The organism is Microbacterium sp. NPDC089696 (assembly GCF_044749125.1).
In the GTDB taxonomy this organism is placed as follows: Bacteria; Actinomycetota; Actinomycetes; order Actinomycetales; family Microbacteriaceae; genus Microbacterium.
On the sequence record NZ_JBIVHF010000001.1, the window covers coordinates 413,403 to 434,474 of the forward strand.

Annotated in this window: 23 protein-coding genes; 11 read left to right on the forward strand and 12 right to left on the reverse strand. The window is 70.2% G+C overall.

Annotated features, from left to right (window positions below; all coding sequences use genetic code 11):
* Positions 1-85: 85 nt before the first annotated feature.
* Complete coding sequence (locus tag ACIPY8_RS02030) at positions 86-628, reverse strand: TetR/AcrR family transcriptional regulator (protein WP_400814392.1); 543 nt, start codon at positions 626-628, stop codon at positions 86-88.
* 89 nt (positions 629-717) lie between these two features.
* Here ACIPY8_RS02030 and ACIPY8_RS02035 point away from each other — a divergent pair, with 89 nt between their 5' ends.
* The 3 genes from ACIPY8_RS02035 to ACIPY8_RS02045 are packed head-to-tail and all read left to right on the forward strand — an operon-like array spanning position 718 to position 3,549.
* A complete protein-coding gene (locus ACIPY8_RS02035; protein ID WP_400814394.1) occupies positions 718-2,169 on the forward strand; it encodes a DHA2 family efflux MFS transporter permease subunit in 1,452 nt (483 codons plus the stop codon).
* Positions 2,170-2,180: 11 nt separating this feature from the next.
* Complete coding sequence (locus ACIPY8_RS02040; protein ID WP_400814395.1) at positions 2,181-2,570, forward strand: ArsR/SmtB family transcription factor; 390 nt, start codon at positions 2,181-2,183, stop codon at positions 2,568-2,570.
* A gap of 1 nt (position 2,571) precedes the next feature.
* Positions 2,572-3,549 (forward strand): SRPBCC domain-containing protein, encoded by a 978-nt coding sequence (locus ACIPY8_RS02045; protein ID WP_400814397.1) that lies wholly within the window; start codon positions 2,572-2,574, stop codon positions 3,547-3,549.
* A 1-nt stretch (position 3,550) separates the two neighbouring features.
* On the opposite strand, the gene ACIPY8_RS02050 is transcribed toward ACIPY8_RS02045, so the two are convergent.
* The 6 genes from ACIPY8_RS02050 to ACIPY8_RS02075 form a co-directional block, all read right to left on the reverse strand.
* Positions 3,551-3,985, reverse strand: a complete 435-nt coding sequence (locus ACIPY8_RS02050) for a DoxX family membrane protein (protein WP_400814399.1) — start codon at positions 3,983-3,985, stop codon at positions 3,551-3,553.
* Positions 3,986-4,004: 19 nt separating this feature from the next.
* Positions 4,005-4,730, reverse strand: a complete 726-nt coding sequence (locus ACIPY8_RS02055; protein WP_400814401.1) for a ribonuclease H — start codon at positions 4,728-4,730, stop codon at positions 4,005-4,007.
* Positions 4,731-4,849: 119 nt separating this feature from the next.
* Positions 4,850-5,083 (reverse strand): hypothetical protein, encoded by a 234-nt coding sequence (locus ACIPY8_RS02060; protein WP_400814403.1) that lies wholly within the window; start codon positions 5,081-5,083, stop codon positions 4,850-4,852.
* Between the two features lie 69 nt (positions 5,084-5,152).
* A complete protein-coding gene (locus tag ACIPY8_RS02065; RefSeq protein WP_400814405.1) occupies positions 5,153-5,488 on the reverse strand; it encodes a hypothetical protein in 336 nt (111 codons plus the stop codon).
* A gap of 82 nt (positions 5,489-5,570) precedes the next feature.
* Positions 5,571-5,894 (reverse strand): protealysin inhibitor emfourin, encoded by a 324-nt coding sequence (locus ACIPY8_RS02070; protein ID WP_400814407.1) that lies wholly within the window; start codon positions 5,892-5,894, stop codon positions 5,571-5,573.
* Entirely contained in the window at positions 5,869-6,933 is a 1,065-nt protein-coding gene (locus tag ACIPY8_RS02075) for a M4 family metallopeptidase (RefSeq protein ID WP_400814409.1), read from the reverse strand. Before ACIPY8_RS02075 ends, ACIPY8_RS02070 begins: the two co-directional genes overlap by 26 nt.
* Positions 6,934-7,047: 114 nt before the next feature.
* On the opposite strand from ACIPY8_RS02075, the gene ACIPY8_RS02080 reads away from it, so the two are divergent.
* Positions 7,048-8,238 carry a hypothetical protein gene (locus ACIPY8_RS02080; protein ID WP_400814411.1) on the forward strand — a complete coding sequence of 397 codons (1,191 nt, stop codon included), beginning with the start codon at positions 7,048-7,050 and terminating at the stop codon, positions 8,236-8,238.
* A gap of 64 nt (positions 8,239-8,302) precedes the next feature.
* The gene (locus tag ACIPY8_RS02085; protein ID WP_400814413.1) at positions 8,303-9,514 is read left to right on the forward strand and encodes a hypothetical protein; all 1,212 of its coding nucleotides are present in this window, start codon (positions 8,303-8,305) and stop codon (positions 9,512-9,514) included.
* Between the two features lie 99 nt (positions 9,515-9,613).
* Here the strand turns inward: ACIPY8_RS02085 and ACIPY8_RS02090 are convergent, their stop codons facing one another.
* A complete protein-coding gene (locus tag ACIPY8_RS02090; RefSeq protein WP_400814416.1) occupies positions 9,614-10,057 on the reverse strand; it encodes a hypothetical protein in 444 nt (147 codons plus the stop codon).
* On the opposite strand from ACIPY8_RS02090, the gene ACIPY8_RS02095 reads away from it, so the two are divergent.
* The gene (locus ACIPY8_RS02095) at positions 10,056-11,654 is read left to right on the forward strand and encodes an SDR family NAD(P)-dependent oxidoreductase (protein WP_400814418.1); all 1,599 of its coding nucleotides are present in this window, start codon (positions 10,056-10,058) and stop codon (positions 11,652-11,654) included. The genes ACIPY8_RS02090 and ACIPY8_RS02095 overlap by 2 nt on opposite strands.
* A gap of 23 nt (positions 11,655-11,677) precedes the next feature.
* Here the strand turns inward: ACIPY8_RS02095 and ACIPY8_RS02100 are convergent, their stop codons facing one another.
* Positions 11,678-12,013: a winged helix-turn-helix transcriptional regulator gene (locus ACIPY8_RS02100; RefSeq protein ID WP_400814422.1), complete on the reverse strand. Its 336-nt coding sequence runs from the start codon at positions 12,011-12,013 to the stop codon at positions 11,678-11,680.
* A 78-nt stretch (positions 12,014-12,091) separates the two neighbouring features.
* Here ACIPY8_RS02100 and ACIPY8_RS02105 point away from each other — a divergent pair, with 78 nt between their 5' ends.
* Positions 12,092-12,745 (forward strand): FMN-dependent NADH-azoreductase, encoded by a 654-nt coding sequence (locus tag ACIPY8_RS02105; protein WP_400814425.1) that lies wholly within the window; start codon positions 12,092-12,094, stop codon positions 12,743-12,745.
* A gap of 64 nt (positions 12,746-12,809) precedes the next feature.
* On the opposite strand, the gene ACIPY8_RS02110 is transcribed toward ACIPY8_RS02105, so the two are convergent.
* Both ACIPY8_RS02110 and ACIPY8_RS02115 read right to left on the reverse strand, forming a co-directional pair.
* Complete coding sequence (locus ACIPY8_RS02110) at positions 12,810-13,913, reverse strand: sensor histidine kinase (RefSeq protein WP_400814428.1); 1,104 nt, start codon at positions 13,911-13,913, stop codon at positions 12,810-12,812.
* Positions 13,914-13,923: 10 nt separating this feature from the next.
* On the reverse strand, positions 13,924-14,613 hold the full coding sequence (locus ACIPY8_RS02115; RefSeq protein WP_400814430.1) for a response regulator transcription factor: 690 nt from the start codon (positions 14,611-14,613) through the stop codon (positions 13,924-13,926).
* A gap of 103 nt (positions 14,614-14,716) precedes the next feature.
* Between ACIPY8_RS02115 and ACIPY8_RS02120 the strand changes: the two genes are divergently transcribed.
* Genes ACIPY8_RS02120 through ACIPY8_RS02135 form a run of 4 tightly spaced genes read left to right on the forward strand, consistent with a single transcriptional unit; the run spans position 14,717 to position 18,472 of the window.
* Positions 14,717-15,319, forward strand: a complete 603-nt coding sequence (locus ACIPY8_RS02120; protein ID WP_400814433.1) for a M15 family metallopeptidase — start codon at positions 14,717-14,719, stop codon at positions 15,317-15,319.
* Positions 15,316-16,470 (forward strand): alanine racemase, encoded by a 1,155-nt coding sequence (alr, locus tag ACIPY8_RS02125; protein ID WP_400814436.1) that lies wholly within the window; start codon positions 15,316-15,318, stop codon positions 16,468-16,470. Before ACIPY8_RS02120 ends, alr begins: the two co-directional genes overlap by 4 nt.
* Positions 16,467-17,423, forward strand: coding sequence for a D-alanine--D-alanine ligase (locus ACIPY8_RS02130; RefSeq protein WP_400814439.1), 957 nt, complete (start codon positions 16,467-16,469; stop codon positions 17,421-17,423). The genes alr and ACIPY8_RS02130 overlap by 4 nt, the downstream gene beginning before the upstream one ends.
* Complete coding sequence (locus ACIPY8_RS02135) at positions 17,420-18,472, forward strand: acyltransferase family protein (RefSeq protein ID WP_400814443.1); 1,053 nt, start codon at positions 17,420-17,422, stop codon at positions 18,470-18,472. The genes ACIPY8_RS02130 and ACIPY8_RS02135 overlap by 4 nt, the downstream gene beginning before the upstream one ends.
* On the opposite strand, the gene ACIPY8_RS02140 is transcribed toward ACIPY8_RS02135, so the two are convergent.
* Positions 18,444-20,951: a DEAD/DEAH box helicase gene (locus ACIPY8_RS02140; RefSeq protein ID WP_400814446.1), complete on the reverse strand. Its 2,508-nt coding sequence runs from the start codon at positions 20,949-20,951 to the stop codon at positions 18,444-18,446. The genes ACIPY8_RS02135 and ACIPY8_RS02140 overlap by 29 nt on opposite strands.
* Positions 20,952-21,072: the final 121 nt, after the last annotated feature.

The window sequence follows — 21,072 nt, forward strand, 5'->3', positions numbered from 1 at the left end:
ACGACGCTTGAAACGTCGGGTGCCTTCGCCTCCGCGTGCGCAGGGGAGGCGGTTATGGATCAGGAGTTGATACTCTCCTCGCGGATCAGGATCCCGAGGGGCGCAGTCCGCGGAAGCAGATCTCGACGACACGATCGCGCTGGCCGTCCGCGGGATAATCGGCCAAGCCGATTCCGTTCAGCATGCGCATCACATCGTCCGCGCTGACGTCCGCGCGAACCTGGCCGGAGGCTTGGGCCGCGGCAAGTAAGGGCTCGGCGGTCGCGTAGATCCGGCGCCGCGCAGCGAGCACGAGTTCCGTGTCGTGCGCCATCTCTTCCGCGAAAGCGCGTTTGCCGATGATGAAGTTCACGAAGCGCCGCAACCATTCCTCGAGGGCTTGTCGAGGGTCGTCCAGCACGGCGCGAGGCTCAAGCAGGTCGTCCACCTGCTTCGCGTACACCGCTTCGAACAGGGCGGCGCGGGAGGAAAAGCGGCGGTGCATCGTGGCACTGCCGACCCCCGCCCGACGCGCAATCTCCTCGAAAGGCACATTCGCTCCGGCGGTTGCGAACAGCTCCGTCGCAGCCGCAACGATCGCCTCGTGGTTACGAAGAGCGTCGGCGCGTAGGGGGCGGCTGGTCGTCATGGTGCGTGCTCCTTCAGAAATAAGCGGTAGATGCTCTCCGTTTATGTCTATAATCGGAGACGCCACCCCACTTATCCTAAGGAGATCAAATGTCAACCGCCACACCCACGCCGCATTGGAGGCGAACCGTGGTGCTGGCCCTCATCATGGGCGCACAGCTGATGCTGGTGCTGGACACCTCGATCGTGACGACCGCACTTCCTCGTCTCATCACCGATCTGGGCTTCACTCCCGCTTCGCTGTCCTGGGTTCAGAACGCCTACGTACTCGCCTTCGGCGGCCTTCTCTTGCTAGGTGCACGCATCGGCGACCTTGTCGGACGGCGGAGAGTCTTCGTCCTCGGGGTGGCGGTCTTCGCGGTCGCCTCGCTGGTGGCGGGTCTTGCCACAAGCGTGCCGATCCTGCTCATCGCGCGGGTGCTTCAGGGAGCTGCGTCAGCGTTTGCGATTCCCTCCACGCTGGCGCTGCTGGTGGATGCCAATCCCGAGCCGGAACAGCGCGGCCGCGCAATCGCCATCTACAGTGCCGTCATCGGCGCCGGCGCAAGCGTCGGCATCATCGTCGGGGGATTCTTCACCGATCTGTTGTCGTGGCGTTGGGGGCTGCTCATCAACGTGCCGATCGGCCTCATCGTCATCATCCTCGCTCCGATCTTCCTCAAGGAGACCGCGCGCAAGCGCGGCGGCTTCGACCTCGTTGGCGCGCTCATGATCACCGTGGGCATGACCGCCCTCGTGTACGGCCTCATCGAGGCCAGCAGCTTCGGCTGGGCGTCACCGGTCGCGCTCATCTCCTTTGTGCTCGCGGCGGTGCTGGTCGTATCGTTCGTCCTCGTCGAGAGGAAGACGCGGGAACCGATCGTGCCGCTGAGTCTGTTCGCGAGCGTGACCAGATCCGGTGCATACATCGCCCGCATTCTCACGGTCGGTGCGACCTTTTCCACGTTCTTCTTCCTGAGCCAGTACCTCCAGGAGGTCCTGCACTTCTCCGCACTCCTTGCGGGCCTCAGCTTCATCCCCCTGACCGGAATGTTCTTCGGAACCGTGTACATCGTCGGCCCGCTCGTGAAGAGGTTCGGCCGTGAACAGCTTTTGATCGCCTCGCTCGTCGTGGCTCTCATCGGCATGGCCTGGCTGTCCACCCTGAGCGCAAACACCGCATTCTTGCCGGGCATCGTTCTGCCGTTGCTCGTACTCGGTGTAGGGCAGGGCGTGGCGATCATCCTGCTCACGCAGCTCGGCATGGCCGATGTCCCGGCCGAACAGGCGGGCGCAGGTTCCGGCCTCGTCAACACTGCCCACCAGCTCGGTGGATCGGTCGGCCTCGCAGTCCTCACCGGTCTGTTCATCGCAGCTGGCGGAACCGGGGCGAGCGCCGCGGGACAGGTTGCCGGCTATCAAACCGTGTTCCACGTCGCTGCGGGCTTCTTCGCGCTGGCCATCGTTGTCGCCGCGGTGATGCTGGCGGCTGGCCGGCGGGCGCTCAGGGCCAACTGCGATTCCACCAATCGAGGGGTTGACACCCGACGCACCCAGGTCTAACGTACAACCAAATGGTTGCACAAAATGAACTGAGCGAAGCGGAGGTCGACCGTGTGTTCCACGCATTGGCGACGTCGACCCGGCGCGACATCCTGCGTCGGACGATCGAGCGGGAGCAGTCCGTCTCGACCCTCGCCTCCGAGTACGAGATGTCGTTCGCCGCGGTGCAGAAGCACGTCTCCGTGCTCGAGGCGGCAAACCTCATCGTCAAGCGCGCCGAGGGACGCGAGCGGCTCGTCCGCGCGAACCCCGAGATGATCGCCCGCGCCAGGGCGCTCCTCGCCCGATACGAAGAGATGTGGCGGTCGCGCATCGCCCGCCTCGACGACCTGCTGGCCGAGCCGGCACGACCGAACACCTCCGAAACGAACACCTCCGAAACGAACGAGAGAAGAGACTGACATGCCTGTCACCGACATCACCACGGATGCCGACAACCTGACCATGACGGTCGTCGCGGACTTCGCGGCACCGATCGAACGGGTCTGGAGCGCCTACAGCGACCCGCGGCAGCTCGAGCGCTTCTGGGGACCTCCCGGATGGCCGGCGACGTTCACCGCCTGGGACCACTCCGTCGGTGGCCGCGCGAACTACACGATGAACGGTCCGCGCGGCGAGTCCTCCTCGGGCACGTGGGAGTTCCTCTCGATCGAGGAGCCGACCGCGTTCACGGTGCTCGACTCGTTCGCCGACGCCGACGGCACCCCGCTCGAGGGCTTCCCCGCACAGCGGATGTCGTTCGCGTTCGAATCCACCGCCGACGGCACGCGCATGGTGACGACGAGCCACTTCGACTCGGTCGAGGCGCTTGAGCAGGTCGTCGAGATGGGGCAGAGCGAGGGCATCCGCATGGCGATGGGTCAGCTCGACGCCGTGCTGCAGGACCTCCGCGACTACGCGCAGGGCAAGGGCACGAACGTCGACCTCCTCGACGACACCCACGTGCGCATCACCCGGCTCGTCGAGGGTCCGCGCGAGCTGGTGTGGCGTGCCCACAACGAGCCCGAGCTCATGAAGCAGTGGCTGCTCGGCCCCGACGGCTGGGAGATGACCGAGTGCGTCGTCGCGTCGGAGGTCGGTCAGACCTACCGCACCTCCTGGGCTCCGGTCGGCGACACCGAGGGGCAGCCGTTCGGGTTCGAGGGCGAGGCGCTCGTGATCGACGCACCTCGTCGGTCCGTGCAGACCGAGCGGATGATCGGGATGCCGGTCGAGACGCTGAACGACCTCAACCTCTACGAGGAGGACGGCGCGACGCTCATCACGCTCTACATCGAGTACCCCGACAAGGAGACGCGCGACATGATCCTCGCCACAGGCATGGCCGACGGCATGGAGGCGTCGTACGAGCGTCTCGAGCGGGAGCTGCTCGCCGTCTGAGTCAGCGCGAGGAAAGTCCGGTCGGCTCCCCCGGGGGCCGACCGGACTTCGGCGTCCACGTCGACCACAGCGCCAGCGCGATGAGCACGGGCTGGAAGAACAGCCGCATGAAGCGGGCGGTGTCGGTGTCGAGGCCGAAGGCGTCGCGATGCTCCAGCCACTGCGCGATGTTGCCGGGGAAGACGGCCACGAAGAACAGCGCCGTGAGCACCCCGACCAGGCGACGATGTCGACGCGCGATGAGCAGTGCGACACCGAGTCCGATCTCGACGATGCCGGAGGCGAGCACGACCACGTCGGGATCGAGCGGCACCCACGGCGGCACCTGCGCCAGGAACTCCTCGCGCGCGAACGTCAGATGAGCGACGCCGGTGAAGACCAGGAACGAGCCGAGGACGATCCGACCGACCGTGCGTGCGACGTTCATCCTCGACATCCTGCGAGTGTACGCGCGGTCAGATCAGGCGGCGCAGCGCCTCGTCGAGCGAGATGCCCTGCGCGCTCGCGAGATCGGCGAGCCGCGCGTGCTCCTCACCCGTCAGGGTGATGCGCACCTCGACGGGGTCGGAGGCCGGGTCGTCGTCGAAACCGTCGAACAGGTCGGACGCCTCGGCCCACAGCGGCTGGGCGAGCGTCGCGGCGGTGAACGGCGAGGGGGCGGATGCCGCGGCCGCGGCGAGAGGAGCCGACCCGGCGGCCGCAGCTCCGGCATCCGTCGCGAGTGTGAAGCCCGGGCCTCGCCGCGGCTCCTGCTTCTGCTGGTATGCCTTCGCGGCGGCGTTCGCCCGCTCGTCGGCGGCCTCGTTGAGGGGGTGCCCGGCGTGACCCTTGACCCACGAGAACTCCACGTCACGACCGCGGATCGCCTCGTCGATGCCCTCGAGCAGGTCGCGGTTCAACACCGGTCCACCGTCGGACTTGCGCCAGCCCTTGCGCTTCCATCCCGGCATCCACTTGGTCACGGAGTCGATCACGTAGCGGCTGTCGCACTCGATCAGCAGCTTCTCGTCGATGCCGGCCGTCGCCCGCAGCAGCTCCAGCACGGCCCGGAGCTCGCCCTGGTTGTTCGTGCCGTGGGGAGAGCCGCCGGCCGCCCAGTTCGACTCGTCGATGTACCAGGCCCAGCCGTTGGGCCCGGGGTTGCCCAGCGCGGAGCCGTCAGCGGCGGCGGTGATCGTCATCCCTCCACCGTAGCCGCGGCGGGCGACAACGACGGGCCGCGGGTTGTCGCAGATCTGCGCTCGCGTCGCACTCCTCCGACGGAAACGTGCGACGTGGATGCGAATCCGCGACGAGGGGCTCAGTCCTCGGGGTCGGGCTCGCGGTTCTCGGTCGACACGGCCGAGGGAGCGGGCGGCGCGACCGGGAACACGATCGAGCTCACGTCACCGCTGGTCTCGGCGCCGAGTCCGATCGACAGCGGATCGAGCGCCGGCGCGGTGCCGAGCACATCGGACTCCCCGCGCTCGAGCGGCTCCGAGGGCAGCGCCCACTGCTTCTCTTCTTCTTCGGGTCGTTGCTGGAACAGTCCCATGCGTCCCATTCTCGCCCCGCGCGTCACGACCGCGCCCGGATTCACACCGGATTGATCGGATGCCGGCGTTCAGGCGGATGCGGCGTGGCGGAACGTGAAGTACCCCGAGACGGCGCCGTGGTTCACGACCCCGCTGCCCGTGCCGAGCATCCGCTGCGACGTCGTGGCGCCGGACTCGACGAAGGTGTACCCCGTGTGCTCGAGCCGCCAGCCGAGGCCCTCGACCTCGCTCAGGAAGTAGCCGACGCTCTCGTTCTGGACGTAGTCGTTCGCCGCGGACCCCCACGACGACGGCTCACCGGTCAGTCGGCTCACCTCGACGTGAAGGTGCAGCAGCGTGTCGCCGCGAGTGTGCGCGTCGCGCGCGATGTCGAGCAGGCGTGCGGCCTCGTCTGATGTCAGCATCGTGTCCCCTCCGCGTCGGCGTCGCACCGACGATCTGGGACTCAGCGTAGGCGGACGCCGGGCGGCGCACCGCGACCCGTGGTCAGGCCGACGCCGCGCGCACGGCGTCGACGAGGGCACGCCAGGGGCCGTCGAGCGCGGAGTCGGGGAGTTCCCGCTCGCGCTTCTCCTCGGGGGTGCGCACGCGGATGAGCCAGACGAACCGGTCGGCGCCGCGTGCGGAATCCGCATCGGCGTCCCAGGGGCAGTCGTCGACCATGCTGATCCACTCCGGAGCCTCGGCGGGCTCGGGTTCGACCTGCCACTCGCGTCGGATGCCGGCGATCCCGCCCGTGCGCACGACCACGATGACGACCCGCGCGTCGGTCGTCACCGGTGCGTCACTCGGTGGAGTGGGCTCGCTCATCTCCATAGACTCCCACGGTCGTCCAGGCGCGTCGAGCGGATCCCCCGGTCGCGGCGTCGATCGCTGTCGCCGCAGCGACCGTTGCGTCGGCGAACTCCGTGAACGTCGCGGTACTCGACAGGCCGTCGGTCAGTGCCCGGTACCAGACGGTGCCGGCGGTCTCCCAGGCCTTGCCGCCGAGGTCGATCGCGAAGAGCGCGAAGGCTCGGTTGGGGATCCCGGAGTTGATGTGCACGCCGCCGTTGTCCTCGGTCGTGCGCACGAAACCGCTCATGTGATCGGGCTGCGGGTCCTTGCCGAGCTCGTCGTCGTCGTAGGCCGTGCCCGGCGCGATCATCGACCGCAGGGCGACGCCCTCGACCGCATCCGTGAAGATCTCGGCGCCGATCAGCCAGGTCGCTTCGGCTGCGGTCTGACCCTTGAGGTACTGCTCGGTCAGGGCGCCGAACACGTCGGCGATCGATTCGTTGAGCGCGCCCGGCTGTCCCTGGTACTCGAGATCGGCGGTGTGCTGCACGACCCCGTGGGCGAGCTCGTGGCCGATCACGGTGGTCGATCGCGTGAACCCCGTGAAGACCTCGCCGTCGCCGTCGCCGAACACCATGCGCTCGCCGTCCCAGAAGGCGTTGTCGTAGTCGACGCCGTAGTGCACGGTCGCATCGAGGGGAGCCCCGGCGTCGTCGAGGGAGTTGCGGGCGAACGCCGAGAGCAGCAGTTCGAACGTGGCGCCGAGGCCGTCGAAAGCCTCGTTCACGGAGGCGTCGTCGACCGGGGCGTCGTCTTCGGTGCGCACGACCGCGCCGGGCAGCGTCTGGGTGTTGGCGGCGTCGCTGATCGTGCGGTTCGGCGCATCCGAGAGCTGGGCGACGAGATCGCCGTTCTCGTCGATGGACAGGTCGATGCGGGCGCGGAAGGGCGGCCGACCAGCCGTGAGCGTCTGCCGAGCGGCGGCGGCCGCACGCGGGTATCGGCCGGATTCGGCCAGGCGCGCGAGCAGGTAGGACGGGACGACTCCGGGGGATGCGACGTGGCTGCTCATGGTCCGACCCTACGCCGGGGGTCGGACGTCGAGGCAGGTCTCGATCCTCTGCAGATCACTTGCAACATATCGACCGGATTTGATATTGAGAATCGTTCTCAATACTGTGAGTGCGTGCCCCGACGTCTCGCCGCGACCACCGCCCTGCTCACTACCGCCCTCCTGCTCACCTCGTGCGCCGTGCCCGGAGCGCCGAGCGAGTCGCCGAGCCCGAGCATCCCCGCGTTCGACGGCGTGGACGGCGGCGGTGCGGCCGAGGTCGCCGCCCCGGCATCCGCTCTCCTGGTCGCCGACGAGGCGGGCACGATCACGATCCTCGACCTCGCCACCGAGGAGCGCGAGCAGCTCGACGGCGACGGCGCCGTGTTCGGCACGGGGCGCTTCGGATACCGCGTCGAGAGCGACGACACCGCCACGAGCGTGCAGATCGTCGATTCCGGCCGATGGACCGTGCCGCACGGCGACCACTCGCACTCCTTCCGGGGCGAGACGCGCATCGCCGGATCGGTCGCGGGTGCAGGAGACGTGCGCGTCACGGTCGGCGACCACGCCACCGCGGCGCTCTTCGACGACGAGCTCGCGCTGATCGATCACGAAGACGCCGGCCAGGCCGATCCCGTGCGGATCCCCGTCCCGTCGGAGGCCCCGGAGTTCGTCGTCCCCTTCGCCGGCCACCTGCTCTCCGCCACCGCCTCCACGGTCGACGTGCTCGACGACGCCGGCGCGGCCACCGGCGCGTCCGTGCCGTGCGCCCACCCGACCGACGCGGACATCACGCGCGTCGGCGCGGTGATCGCGTGCACCGACGGCGTCGCGCTCGTGACCCGCGAGGTCGGCGGGACGCTGTCCGCCGAGAGCATCCCGTATCCCGGAGGCGCTCCCGCGGCGCTCACGCTGCTCGGACGCGCAGATCGCCCCGATCTCGCCGGCGTCGCGGGAGACCGGGGCGCCTGGCTGCTCGACTCCCGTGCCCGCTCCTGGACGCTCCTGCCCACCGACGTCCCGCTCGTCGCGGCCTCGGCGATCGGTGACGACGACGGCCGCACAGTCGTCGTCGCGGACGACGGCACGGTCCGCGTGCTCGCTGCGGACGGCGCCGAGATCGCCCGCACCGATCCCCTCGTGACGGCCTCACTCGGCGACTCCGCCGCACGGGCGCGGATCACCCTGCTGGTCGGCGCCGCGCACGCCTACGTCTCCGACCCCGCCGCGGGGGAGATCCACGAGATCGACCACCGCGACGGCGCACTCGTCACCCGCACCTTCGCCGACCTCGACCCCTGGCACGTCCAGCTCGTCGGCTGACCGCGCGACCGAACCCACAGACACCCACCCACCGAGAGATACACAGAGAAGAAGGAGAACACCCATGTCCCGACCTGCACGCAGCCGCCTCGCGGCCGGCGCGCTCGCCGCCGTCGCCGCCGTGGCGCTGGCCGGGTGCGCGAGCGCCACGCCCGCGGCATCCGGTGGATCAGCCGCCCCCGACGATCACGCCCACGAGAGCGACACCCGCATCGCCGTCACCTACGACGGCGGCGTCACCGTGCTCGACGGCAAGACCCTCGACACCGTCGACTCCGCCGAGCTCGACGGGTTCCTGCGCGTGAACGGCGCCGGCGACCACGACGGACACGTCTTCGTCACCGCGGCCGACGGATTCCACGTGCTCGACACGGGGCTCGCGTCCGGCTCCGTGGGGTTCACGGGCGAGGTGTTCGAGGCGACCGCAGCCGGGCACGCGACCCCGCACGGCGGCCGCACCGCGCTGTTCGACGACGGCACCGGAGAGGTGCGCATCTTCGACACCGATGCGATCGGCACGGGCACGCTGCCCGAGTTCGATACCGTCACGTCGGAGCAGGCGCACCACGGCGTCGCGATCGAGTTGACCGACGGCACCGTGCTGTCGACCATCGGCACCCCCGAATCCCGCAGCGGCGTGCGCCACCTGACCGCCGACGGCACCGAGCTCGCCCGTGACGAGGAGTGCCCGAGCGTGCACGGCGAGGGTGCGCTCAAGGGCGAGGTCGTGGTGTTCGGATGCGAGAACGGCGCGCTCGTGTTCGACGACGGCGCGTTCACGAAGATCGCCGCACCGGACGCGTTCGGACGGTCGGGCAACGCCTACGTCACCGACACCAGCGCGATCGCCGCGATGGACTACAAGACCGACCCCGACCAGGAGGGCTACCTGCTGTCGAAGCTCGCGCTCGTCGACACCGACGCGAAGACGATGTCGATCGTGGACCTGCCGGAGGGCGTCGAGTACACGTGGCGCGGCGTCGGTCGCAGCGCGCACGACGACATCGTGGTGCTGTCCGCCGACGGCACGCTGAACATGCTCGACGAGTCCGGCGAGGTCGTCGACTCGTGGGACGTCATCGAGCCCTGGGAGAGCCCGGTCGAGTGGCAGGACGCCCATCCCGGACTCCGGGTCGTGGGGGACGTCGCCTACGTGACGGAGCCGGCGTCAGACCGCATCCTCGCCGTCGACCTGCACACCGGCGAGATCACGGCCGACGTCACGCTCGACGTCACGCCGAACGAGTTCGTGGTGGTGGGGGCCGCCGGGCACTGACCCGCGCGTCGCTCGCCCTTCATCCGGCACCTCCTGCCGGAGTCCTCCGCGGATTCCGGCAGGAGGTGTCAACCGAAGGGGAGGCACGGTCCCGTCGAGTCAGTCGCGCGTGATCTCGATCACCGTGGTGCGCACGCCGCCGGCCTCGTAGCGCACCGGCATCCCGGGATGCGCGAGGGAGAACCAGAAGACGCCGTCCGTCGTGTCATAGCGCAGGCAGGTGACTGTGCCGAGTTCGATCGCGAGGCTCTCGGAGGAGACCCGCGTCGTCGTCGCGTCGAAGGCCGCGTGGCCCTGCAGCTCGGCCCACGTCACCCTGTTCTTCGCGATGTCGTGAGGCGCGGACTCGTCCCAGCGTTCGAGCACCGCGCCCTCTGCGTCCGTGTCGCGGAAGCGGTTCACGCGCAGGGCGTGGGAACCGTCGGGTCGATCGACGCGGATGCGGACGGTCGTGCCGACCCCGGTCGCCGCGCGGATCTCGTCGGCCGTGAACGGGGTCGGCAGGAGCCCGGGGCCGAGGAGACGCGGATCGGATGCGGTCATGCACACATTCTGCGCCTCAGCGGTGCGTCGCGGTACGACGATCTTCCGCGGCGGCCGGCGCCCAGGACTCTCGCGTAAAATCGGGACGGTGACCGACGCGAACCCCGAACTCGGCGCCGGCCTCGACCCGGACGACCTCGCCACGACGCTGCGCGTGCTGCGCGAGCTGCACACGATCGACAACGAGCATCCCGACTTCATCGCCGTGCGCCAGGCGACCGCGGCGATGTTCAAGGACGTCAAGCGCGTGCGCCGCAAGCAGATCCGCGACGCGATCGCCGAGGCAGACAAGGCCGTCGTCGCGCGGACGGCGACCGGCGCCCCCGACCGGATCGACGACGAGACGCGCGGCAACGACCTCGCGACGAGCGTCGTCGACGCCCCCATCGCGGGCGAGCTGCTCAAGCCCCGCAACTGCTACATCTGCAAGAAGCCGTACACGATCGTCGACGCCTTCTACCATCAGCTCTGCCCCGACTGCGCACGCTTCAGCCACGGCAAGCGTAACGCCCGCACCGACCTCACCGGCAAGCGCGCGCTGCTCACCGGTGGTCGCGCGAAGATCGGCATGCACATCGCGTTGCGGCTGCTCCGCGACGGCGCGCACACGACCATCACGACGCGCTTCCCCCGCGACGCCGTCCGGCGCTTCTCGGCCCTGGAGGACTCGGCCGACTGGTTGCACCGCCTCCGCGTCGTCGGCATCGACCTGCGCGACCCCGCCCAGGTGATCGGCCTCGCCGACTCCGTCGCGGCGCAGGGTCCCCTCGACATCCTCATCAACAACGCGGCCCAGACCGTGCGGCGCTCGCCCGGTGCCTACTCGCTGCTGGCGGATGCCGAGCTGCAGCCGCTCCCCGACGGACCGCTGCCCGAGATGGAGACGTTCGGGCACACCGCCGACCCGCACCCGCAGGCGCTGCAGGCCTCGGTCGACGCGCATCCGCTGCTGTCGGTCGCGGCCCTCGGAGGAACCGTCGCGGAGCAGGGCGGTCAGGCGCTCACGGCCGAGGACCTCGCGCGCCTCGCGATGGCCCCGGGATCGTCGTCGCTCGAGAAGCACGCCGACGGCACCGCGATCGACGCCGGCGGACTCGTGCCCGACGTCAATCGCGTCAACAGCTGGGTGCAGTCGATCGACCAGGTCGATCCGCTCGAGATGCTCGAGGTGCAGCTCGCGAACACCACGGCGCCGTTCCTGCTCATCAGCCGCCTGCGCGCCTCGATGGCGGCGTCGTCGTCGCACCGCAAGTACGTCGTCAACGTGTCGGCCATGGAGGGGCAGTTCTCCCGCCGTTACAAGGGCCCGGGGCACCCGCACACGAACATGGCGAAGGCCGCGCTGAACATGCTCACGCGCACCAGCGCGGGGGAGATGCTCGAGACCGACGGCATCCTCATGACCGCCGTCGACACCGGATGGATCACCGACGAGCGCCCGCACTTCACGAAGGTGCGCCTCGCGGAGGAGGGCTTCCACGCCCCGCTCGACCTCGTCGACGGCGCCGCCCGCGTGTACGACCCGATCGTGCGCGGCGAGGCCGGGGAGGACGTCTTCGGCGTCTTCCTCAAGGACTACGAGCCCAGCCCCTGGTGACCTGACGGCTCGGTCATTCCGGGTCAGCGAACCGGTGCGAGGGTGGCGGACGCCCACTCGCCGAGCTGGTCGAGGATCGGCAGCAGACCGCGGCCGCCGTCGGTGAGCGCGTAGGACACGGTGACGGGCGGGCCGGCGTCGACCGACCGCGCGACGAGCCCCGCATCCGTCAGTTCGCCGAGCCGGTCGGAGAGGACGGTGTCGCTGATGCCGGAGACCCCGCGGCGCAGGGCGACGAACGTCGACGGGCCGCCTCCGAGCGCGGAGAGGATCATGCCGTTCCAGCGCTTTCCGAGCACGCTGAAGGCCAGGGTGACGGCGGCGTCGCACCTGTTCAGATCGTGGCCGGCCTCGGGCATGGGTTCATTCTACCTGTGCTACGGTAATCCGAGTCGCTAAGAAAAACAGAGCGACTCCGAAAAACGAAAGGCAGCCCCATGTCCCTGTTCCGCCTGGATGCCAGCATCCTCCCCGCGTCGTCCGCCAGCCGATCGCTCGCCGACCTCGTCGAGGCCGAGTGGACGGCATCCCACCCCGACTCGACCGTGACGCGCCGGGACCTCGCCGCCGACCCCGTACCCGCGACGGCCTGGGCGGATGCCGTGACCGGCGGCTTCGTCGACGAGGCGCAGCGCACCCCCGCACAGATCGAGGCCCGCGCCCTCGCGACCACGTTCGCCGACGAGCTGATCGGAGCCGACGCCCTGCTCTTCGCGGTGCCGCTGTACAACTACGGCGTCTCGCAGCACTTCAAGACCTGGTTCGACCTCGCCTACACGGACTCGCGCATCGACCCGCAGGGCACCGCGCTGCGCGGCAAGCCCGCGACGCTCGTGACCGTGCTCGGCGGCAACTACGCCCCCGGCACGCCCAAGGAGGGCTGGGACCACTCCACCGCATGGCTCCGCCGCGTGCTCGAGGACGTCTGGGGCCTCGACCTCCGCGTCGTCGAGCGGCCCTTCACCCTGGTCGGCGTGAACCCCGCTCTCGATGCCTTCGCCGAGACGGCCCGCGAGCTCAAGGAGAACGCCGAGACCGACGCGCGCACCTACGGCCGCGAGCTCGCAGCGCTCCGCGACCAGGTGGCCTGACCGCGGCATCCCCGCCCCGCCCGTCTATTTCTGCTGAAGGGCAGAAACAGACGGGCGATTTGCGTCATACGGCAGAAGTAGACGGGTTTGAGGGAGCGGCGGGGTACGGATGCGGCAGCCACACCGTCACGTTCAGGCCGCCGCCCTGCCGCGGGGTGAGCACCAGGCTCCCTTCGTGGGCCTGCGCGATGCGCTGGACGATCGCGAGACCGAGGCCGACCCCCGCGTGGTCCTCGTCGCGGGTGCGCTCTGCGCCGCGCTGGAACGGCTCCGCGAGGGTCGCGACGCGATGCGGGGCCATGAGCTCGCCGGTGTTCTCGACGACGAGGGCGACCGCTTCCGGCAGCACGTGCGTGCGCACGACGACCGTTCCCTCGGCCGGCAGGTTGTGCACGACGGCGTTGTGCACGAGGTTCGTGATGAGCTGCTGCACGAGCGCGCCGTTGCCGTAGACGTGCGCGGTGTCGCCGCCGACGTCGATCGTCACGCCTCGGCGGTCGGCGAGCGGCAGCAGCGTCTCGACCGACTCCTCGGCGAGCAGCGACAGCTCGAGCGGCTCGCGCGTGAACACCCGGCGCTCGGCGCGGCTCAGCAGCAGCAGTGCCTCGGTCAACTCGATCGCCCGGGTGTTGACGTCCTGCAGTCTGCCGATCAGCCCGTCGACGTCGCGGTCGGGGTCGTTGCGCGCGACCTCGAGCATGGTCTGGGAGATCGCGAGCGGGGTGCGCAGTTCGTGCGAGGCGTTCGCCGCGAACCGCTGCTGCTCGGCCACGTGCGCCTCGAGCTGTTCGAGCATGGCATCGAACACGTCGGCGAGGTCGCGGAACTCGTCGCGCGGCCCCTCCAGGTCGACCCGGTGGGAGAGCGATCCCTGGGCGGCGAGCTGCGCCGCGTGTCCGATGCGACCGAGCGGTGTCAGCATCCGTCCGGCGAGCAACCACCCGCCGCCGATGCCGATCGCGAGCAGGATGAGCATCACGATGACCGCGGCGGGGATGAACGCGCGGATGAGGTCGGACCGGTTCGGGACCCACCGATCGAGCTCGGTGAAGATGTTCGTGTCCGGTATGTAGCGCAGCAGCCACAGCGCCACTGCCGCGAGCAGCAGCACGCCCGAGACCACGACGACGCCCGCGTAGCTGAGCGTGAGCTTCCAGCGGGCGCTCATGCCCCGGCGTCTACGCCTCGGCGACGGCATCCGTCTGTCCCTCCGTGCCGATCCGGTAGCCGACGCCCGGCACGGTGACGATGAGTCCCGGTTCGCCGAGGCGCTTGCGCAGCGACGACACCGTGATGCGCACGGCGTTCGTGAACGGATCGGCGTTCTCGTCCCAGGCTCGTTCCAGCAGCTCCTCCGCGCTCACGACCCCGCCGGCCGCGTCGACGAGCACCTCCAGCACCGCGAACTGCTTGCGCGTGAGGGCGACGTAGCGTCCGTCGCGGAACACCTCACGGCGGAACGGGTCGAGCCGCAGTCCGGCGATCTCGAGCACCGGTGGCCGGGCACGCTGGCGGCGGCGGTCGAGCGCGCGCAGGCGCAGCACGAGCTCGCGCAGCTCGAACGGTTTGGTGAGGTAGTCGTCGGCGCCGATCTCGAACCCCGAGGCCTTGTCGTCGAGGCGGTCGGCGGCCGTGAGCATGAGGATCGGAATGCCGCTGCCGGAGGCGACGATCCAGCGGGCGATGTCGTCGCCCGAGGGCCCAGGGATATCGCGGTCGAGCACCGCGAGGTCGTAGGCGTTGACGCCCAGCAGTTCGAGCGCGGTGTCGCCGTCTCCGGCGATGTCGGCGGCGATCGCCTCGAGGCGCAGTCCGTCGCGCACGGCCTCGGCGAGGTACGGCTCGTCCTCGACGATCAGCACGCGCACGACAGGGCTCCCATGTGCTCAGAGCTTACGCACCCCGACATATCGGGAACGTATGCAAAACCGCATACGACCTCGCAACACGCCCCCTTCTTGACTGGACACCATGAACGATTCCCTCGCCCTCCGGCGCCGCCGCCTCGTCGCGACGGTCGGCGCCGTGCTGTTCGCTGCGGCCGTTGCCGGCTCCATCGCCGTGATCGGGCAGCAGTCCCTCGCGTCCGCCTCCACCGTCGTGACCTCCGGGCCGGTCACCGAGGCCGACGGACTCATCCGCCACGAAGGCGACGTCACCGTGTTCGACGACGTCCCCGCCGTCACGAACCTCGACTCCGACCTGCTCGCAGCCGTGCGGGCCGCGGCGACCGCCGCCGAGGAGGACGGCGTGCGCATGCACGTCAACAGCGGATGGCGGTCGGCCGCGTACCAGGAGCAGCTGCGGCGGGATGCCGTGGCGCAGTACGGCTCCGAAGAGGAGGCGGCGCGCTGGGTCGCGACGCCGGAGAACTCCGAGCACGTGTCGGGGGACGCGATCGACCTCGGCGGCCTCCCGGCGCAGGACTGGCTGTCGCGCAACGGCGCACGCTTCGGCCTGTGCCAGATCTACGCCAACGAGCGCTGGCACTTCGAGCTGCGCCCCGCCGCCGTGGCGAACGGCTGCCCGCTCATGTACGACGACCCCACGACCGACCCGAGGACGCAGCGATGACCACCCTGCCCGCCACGACCTTCGGGTCAGAGGCCGCTCAGCGCCTCACCCTCTCGCGCATGCACGCACCGACCCTGCACACGCTCCCCGCCGCGGTCGCCGCGAACACGGCCAGGGTGCGCTCGGCGACGAGCGCGCGGATCATGGCCGTCGTGAAGGCCGACGGCTACGGCCACGGCGCCGTCACGGTCGCCCGCGCGGCCGTCGCCGCCGGGGCGGAGTGGCTCGGAGTGACGGATGCCGTGGACGGCGCCGCCCTGCGCGCCGCCGGGCTCGACGTGCCGATCCTCGCGTGGCTCAATCCGGCCGGAGTCGACGCGGCGCAGGCCGTGGCCGATCGGATCGACATCGCAGTCGGGTCGCTCGACGAGCTGCGTCAGCTCGTCGCAGATGCCGCGGGCGTCACCGCTCCGGTGCGCGTGCACCTGCACATGGACACCGGGATGACCCGAGGCGGCGTCCCGCTCGACGACTGGGCCGAGCTGCTGCGCACCGCCCGCGCGGCGCGGGGTCGCATCGAGGTCGTCGGCGTCATGGGGCATCTGCCGCGCGCCGACGAGGCCGACCCCGCCGCGAACGCCCCGGCCGTGCTGCGCATGCGGCAGGCGCGCGATGCCGTGCTGCGGGCGGGCTTCGGTCCGCTGATCGTGCACCTGGCCGCGACCTCGGGGGCGCTGACCGACCCGTCGACGCACTTCGATCTCGTGCGGGTCGGCGCCGGGCTCGTCGGCATCGATCCGTCCGAGACCGTGGAGCTGCAGGGAGCCTCGCGGCTCACGGCATCCGTCGTGCACAGCAGCGTCGTGGCCGCGGGCACCCCGGTCGGCTACGGCGGCGCGTTCGTGACCGAGCGCGAGACGCGTCTCGCGGTGATCGGGGTCGGCTACGCCGACGGCATCCCGCGGGAGCTCCTGCCGGGAGCGGCCGTCGCGATCGACGGCGTGTGGTGCGCGATCGTGGGACGCGTCTCGATGGATCAGATCGTCGTCGACACGGGCGACGCGACGGTGCCGCGCGGCGCGACGGCGGTCGTGTTCGGGCCGGAGGGCGGCGCGGTGCCGAGCATTCGGGAGTGGGCGCGGTGGGCGGACAGCATCCCGCACACGATCGTCACGGGGATCGGCGCACGCGTGCAGAGGGGGATCGCATGAGGGTGCTCGTGATCGGAGGGGGCCAGAACGCCGAGCACGAGGTGTCGCTCGCCTCGGCCGCCGCGGTGGCGGGGGCGCTGCGCACCGGAGGGCACGACGTGAGCGAGGCGACCATCTCCCCGGAGGGTGTGTGGCGGGTACCCGGTCAGCGGGACGCCACGACGGCGGTCGCCTCGCTCGCGTCGGCGCTGCCGCTGCTCGGGGAGGTCGACGTCGTGTTCCCGGCGGTGCACGGCCCGCTCGGTGAGGACGGCGCCCTCGCGGCGCTGTGCGCGCTGGCCGGGGTGCGAGTCGTCGGCTCCGGTCCACGCGCGGGCGCGATCGGCATGGACAAGTGGGCCACCAAGCTCGTGGCGCGGGCCGCGGGGCTCCGCGTCGCGAAGGGACGGCTCGTGGATGCGGCGGGGATCGGCGATGTCGAGTTCGATGGTCCGGTCGTCGTGAAGCCCGTGTCGAGCGGGTCGAGCCACGGGGTGGGCCTCGTACGCGAGGAAGGCGACCTCGCGGCGGCGCTGCGGGAGGCGGCGCGGTTCGACCGCCGGATCCTGATCGAAGAGGTCGTCCGCGGGCGCGAGATCGACGTCGCGGTGCTCCGCGAGGCTCGGGGGGTGCGGTGGGCGGCGCCGCCGCTGGAGATCGAGACGTCCGGACTGTTCGACACCGCGACGAAGTACGACGGCACCGCGCGGTTCACGGTGCCCGCGCGGCTGACCCCGGGCGAGCAGTCGGCCCTGAGCCGTGCCGCGCTGACGATGTTCGACGCGCTCGGCTGCGCCGGTGTCGCCCGCATGGACTTCTTCCTCACGGACGACGGCCCGATCCTCAACGAGGTCAACACGATGCCGGGGCTGACCGCCGCGTCGCAGGTGCCACGCATGTTCGCCGCCGCCGACGTCGCCTACGTCGACCTCGTCGACCGCCTCGTGCGCGCGGCCGAGGTGCCGGGGCGGTGAGGGCGCGCGTCGGATGGCCGGATGTCGCGAAGGGTCTGTGCATCATCCTCGTGGTGCTGTGGCACGTCGTCACGAAGCACGCGATCGACGTGCCGGGCGCGGGGCCGGTGACGGACGCCTGGGCGACGGTGAACGCGCAGCTGCTGCCGCTGCGGATGCCGTTGTTCTTCCTCATCTCGGGCATGTTCGCGGGTCGCGCGATCCTGGCGTCGGAGGGGATGCCCTGGCGGCGCCGTGCCGGGCGGCTGCTCGCCGTCTACGTGATGTGGGTGCTGATCCAGACCGCTGTGCTCGCGCTCACCCCTGACTTCGACACGGCCAGGGCGAGCGACGGCTGGGAGCTGCTCGCTCAGCTCACGATCAGCCCCACGAACCTCTGGTACCTGCTCGCGCTCGCCGCGTACCTGTGCGTGGCTCGCCTCACCCGCGACCTGCCCACCGCGTTCGTCCTGCCGGTCGCCTTCGCGGTGGCGGCGTTCGCGGCGTCGGGTGCGTTCCCGGACCTCGGCAACCTCTGGCAGGTGGTGCAGAACCTCTTCTTCTTCCTCGCCGGGCTGCGGCTGCGTGAAGCCGTCATGCGGTTCGCCGCGTCGACCGGCGTCCTGCGCGCGCTCGTGCTCTCCGTCGGGTTCGCAGGGGCGACGGCCGTGGTGGGCGTGCTCGGTATGCGGCAGTGGCCCGGCGTCTGGCCTCTGCTCGCGATCGTGGCGGTCGCGTGCGGAGTGGCGCTGTGCGCGCTCGTCGACCGGCATGCAGCGGCGGTCGCGCGACCGCTGCGCTGGATCGGACAGCGCACGCTGCCGATCTACGTGCTGCACATGATCCCGCTCGCGCTGATCGACGCGGCGCTGCGCGCATTCGGATGGCGGGCGACTCCGATGGTCGAGGCGTTCACGCCGGTCGTGCTCACCGCGGTCGTGATCGGCGTGTGCCTCGCGCTACACGCGGTGCTCGTGCGGGTCGGGCTCGGGGTGCTGTTCGATCCGCTGCCCCTGTTCGACCGGCTGCGGCGGACCGCCGCTACAGTCGGTCGACGCCCGTCACCGTGACGACCGCCGCGCCCTCCTCGTCGGAGGCGGCGAGGTCGACGGTCGCGGAGATGCCCCAGTCGTGGTCGCCGGCGGGGTCGTCGAGGATCTGCCTCACGGTCCACTCGGTCGCGCCCTCGGTGAGGAGCAGGAGCTGCGAACTGCGGGCGTTCGGTCCGGTGAGCATCTCGTCGTGGTCGGCGAAGTATCCGTCGAGCGCGTCGGACCAGGCGTCGGCGCCGAACGAGGGGTCGAGTTCGGCGAGAGCGGCGACGTCCTCCCGCGCGGCGAGCTGCACGCGGCGGAACAGCTCGTTGCGCACGAGCGTCCGGAACGCCCGCACGTTCGTCGTGAGGCGCTTCGGCGCGGGAGGAACGATCGGCTCGTCGTCGTGGTCCTGCGGCACGCCGGCGATGAGCTCCTCCCACTCGTCGAGAAGGCTGGAGTCGACCTGACGCACGAGCTCGCCGAGCCACTCGATGAGGTCGTGCAGGTCCTCGTCCTTGAGCTCCTCCGGGATCGTCTGCGCCGCCGCGCGGTAGGCGTCGGAGAGGTAGCGGAGCACCACGCCCTCGGACCGGGCGATCTTGTAGTACGCGACGTACTCCCCGAACGACATGGCTCGCTCGTACATGTCGCGGACCACCGACTTCGGATGCAGTTCGAAGTCGCGGATCCACGGCTGTGCCGCGCTGTACGTCTCGAATGCCGCCGTCAGCAGCTCGTCCAGAGGCTTCGGGTACGTGACCTCCTCGAGCAGTTCCATACGCTCGTCGTACTCGATGCCCTCGCGCTTCATGGCGGCCACGGCCTCGCCCCGGGCGAGGAACTCCTGCTGGCCCAGCACGGCGCGCGGGTCGTCGAGCGTCGACTCCACGATCGAGATCATGTCGAGCGCGTAGGATCCGGTACCCGTGCCGGCGGCGGGATCGCGGTCGAGGAGCTCGAACGCCGCGAGGGCGAACGGCGACAGCGGCTGGTTGAGCGCGAAGTTCGGCTGCAGGTCGACCGTCAGGCGGATGTCGCCGGCATCCGTCTGTTCCACCACGCCGGATTCGAGGAGCGTGCGGTAGATGCCGAGCGCCCGCAGCGCCAGCTGACGCTGCCTCGCACGCGGCTCGTGGTTGTCGTATACCAGCGCACGCATATTCGCGAAGACGTCACCGCCGCGAGCGATCACGTTGAGCATCATGGCGCTCGTGATCTGCATGTGCGACGTCAGCGTCTCGGGCTCGGCGTCGATGAGCTTGCGGAAAGACGGCTCGCCCCACGACACGAATCCGTCCGGCGCCTTCTTGCGGATGATCTTGCGCTTCTTCTTCGGATCGTCGCCGGCCTTCTTGATCGCGGCGATGTTCTCGGACTCGTGCTCCGGTGCCTGCGCGACGACGGTTCCCGCAGTGTCGTATCCGGCACGGCCCGCTCGCCCGGCGATCTGGTGGAACTCGCGCGCGTTGAGCTGACGCATCCGGGTGCCGTCGAACTTCGTCAGCGCCGTGAGCAGCACGGTGCGGATCGGCACGTTGATGCCGACGCCGAGGGTGTCCGTGCCGCAGATCACACGGAGCAGGCCGCGCTGTGCGAGCTGCTCCACGAGACGCCGGTACTTCGGAAGCATCCCGGCGTGATGTACGCCGATGCCCGCCCGCAGGAATCGCGAGAGGGTCTTGCCGAACGCGGTCGTGAAGCGGAATCCACCGATCAGCGCCGCGATCTCGTCGCGCTGCTCGCGCGTCGCGACCTTGGTGCTCGACAGGGCCTGCGCCCGTTCCATCGCCGCCGCCTGCGAGAAGTGCACGACGTAGATCGGCGCCTGCCCGGTGCTCAGCAGGTCGTCGATCGTCTCGTGGATCGGCGTCGTCTCGTAGAAGTAGTGCAGCGGCACCGGACGCTCGACGCCCGTGACGGATGCCGTGTCGCGGCCGGTCCGTCGGGTGAGGTCCGATGCGAGCTGCGTGACATCGCCGAGGGTCGCCGACATGAGGATGAATTGCGCCTGCGGGAGCTCGAGCAGCGGCACCTGCCACGCCCACCCGCGGTCGGGGTCGGCGTAGAAGTGGAACTCGTCCATCACGACCTGCTGCACCGCGGCATCCGTCCCCTGGCGCAGCGACAGGTTCGCGAGGATCTCGGCCGTGCAGCAGATGATGGGAGCGTCGGGGTTGACCGAGGAGTCGCCCGTGATCATGCCGACGTTCGCGGCGCCGAACACGTCGACCAGCGCGAAGAACTTCTCGCTCACGAGGGCTTTGATCGGGGCGGTGTAGAACGAGCGGCGTCCGGTCACCAGCGCGGCGTAGTGCGCACCGACCGCCACGAGCGACTTCCCGGTCCCGGTGGGGGTCGAGAGGATGAGGTTGTTCCCCGAGACGATCTCGATCAGGGCCTCGTCCTGCGCCGGGTACAGCGAGATGCCGGTGGACTCGACCCATTCCACGAACGCCGTGTAGACGGCATCCGCGTCGGAGCCGTCAGCAAGAGTGGTCGGGTCGAGGAGCATCCTCCGATCCTTTCATTCCTCTGCGGACGCGCGCGCCGAGATCGCCAGGGGCGGAGTTCTCCGCCTCGGGAGGATGGATGCTGCGGAACTCTCCTCTGAACGCGGAGAACTCCGCCCGTCC

What these genes read in the sequence shown, in the direction of transcription:
- ACIPY8_RS02085 (WP_400814413.1), top strand. Translation starts at nt 8,303, where the DNA reads ATGTCCCGACCTGCACGCAGCCGCCTCGCGGCCGGCGCGCTCGCCGCC.
- ACIPY8_RS02065 (WP_400814405.1), bottom strand. Translation starts at nt 5,488, where the DNA reads ATGCTGACATCAGACGAGGCCGCACGCCTGCTCGACATCGCGCGCGAC.
- ACIPY8_RS02100 (WP_400814422.1), bottom strand. Translation starts at nt 12,013, where the DNA reads ATGCCCGAGGCCGGCCACGATCTGAACAGGTGCGACGCCGCCGTCACC.
- ACIPY8_RS02075 (WP_400814409.1), bottom strand. Translation starts at nt 6,933, where the DNA reads ATGAGCAGCCACGTCGCATCCCCCGGAGTCGTCCCGTCCTACCTGCTC.
- ACIPY8_RS02040 (WP_400814395.1), top strand. Translation starts at nt 2,181, where the DNA reads ATGGTTGCACAAAATGAACTGAGCGAAGCGGAGGTCGACCGTGTGTTC.
- ACIPY8_RS02035 (WP_400814394.1), top strand. Translation starts at nt 718, where the DNA reads ATGTCAACCGCCACACCCACGCCGCATTGGAGGCGAACCGTGGTGCTG.
- ACIPY8_RS02140 (WP_400814446.1), bottom strand. Translation starts at nt 20,951, where the DNA reads ATGCTCCTCGACCCGACCACTCTTGCTGACGGCTCCGACGCGGATGCC.
- ACIPY8_RS02120 (WP_400814433.1), top strand. Translation starts at nt 14,717, where the DNA reads ATGAACGATTCCCTCGCCCTCCGGCGCCGCCGCCTCGTCGCGACGGTC.
- ACIPY8_RS02055 (WP_400814401.1), bottom strand. Translation starts at nt 4,730, where the DNA reads ATGACGATCACCGCCGCCGCTGACGGCTCCGCGCTGGGCAACCCCGGG.
- ACIPY8_RS02130 (WP_400814439.1), top strand. Translation starts at nt 16,467, where the DNA reads ATGAGGGTGCTCGTGATCGGAGGGGGCCAGAACGCCGAGCACGAGGTG.
- ACIPY8_RS02050 (WP_400814399.1), bottom strand. Translation starts at nt 3,985, where the DNA reads ATGTCGAGGATGAACGTCGCACGCACGGTCGGTCGGATCGTCCTCGGC.
- ACIPY8_RS02070 (WP_400814407.1), bottom strand. Translation starts at nt 5,894, where the DNA reads ATGAGCGAGCCCACTCCACCGAGTGACGCACCGGTGACGACCGACGCG.
- ACIPY8_RS02030 (WP_400814392.1), bottom strand. Translation starts at nt 628, where the DNA reads ATGACGACCAGCCGCCCCCTACGCGCCGACGCTCTTCGTAACCACGAG.
- ACIPY8_RS02045 (WP_400814397.1), top strand. Translation starts at nt 2,572, where the DNA reads ATGCCTGTCACCGACATCACCACGGATGCCGACAACCTGACCATGACG.
- ACIPY8_RS02105 (WP_400814425.1), top strand. Translation starts at nt 12,092, where the DNA reads ATGTCCCTGTTCCGCCTGGATGCCAGCATCCTCCCCGCGTCGTCCGCC.
- ACIPY8_RS02110 (WP_400814428.1), bottom strand. Translation starts at nt 13,913, where the DNA reads ATGAGCGCCCGCTGGAAGCTCACGCTCAGCTACGCGGGCGTCGTCGTG.
- alr (WP_400814436.1), top strand. Translation starts at nt 15,316, where the DNA reads ATGACCACCCTGCCCGCCACGACCTTCGGGTCAGAGGCCGCTCAGCGC.
- ACIPY8_RS02090 (WP_400814416.1), bottom strand. Translation starts at nt 10,057, where the DNA reads ATGACCGCATCCGATCCGCGTCTCCTCGGCCCCGGGCTCCTGCCGACC.
- ACIPY8_RS02095 (WP_400814418.1), top strand. Translation starts at nt 10,056, where the DNA reads ATGCACACATTCTGCGCCTCAGCGGTGCGTCGCGGTACGACGATCTTC.
- ACIPY8_RS02060 (WP_400814403.1), bottom strand. Translation starts at nt 5,083, where the DNA reads ATGGGACTGTTCCAGCAACGACCCGAAGAAGAAGAGAAGCAGTGGGCG.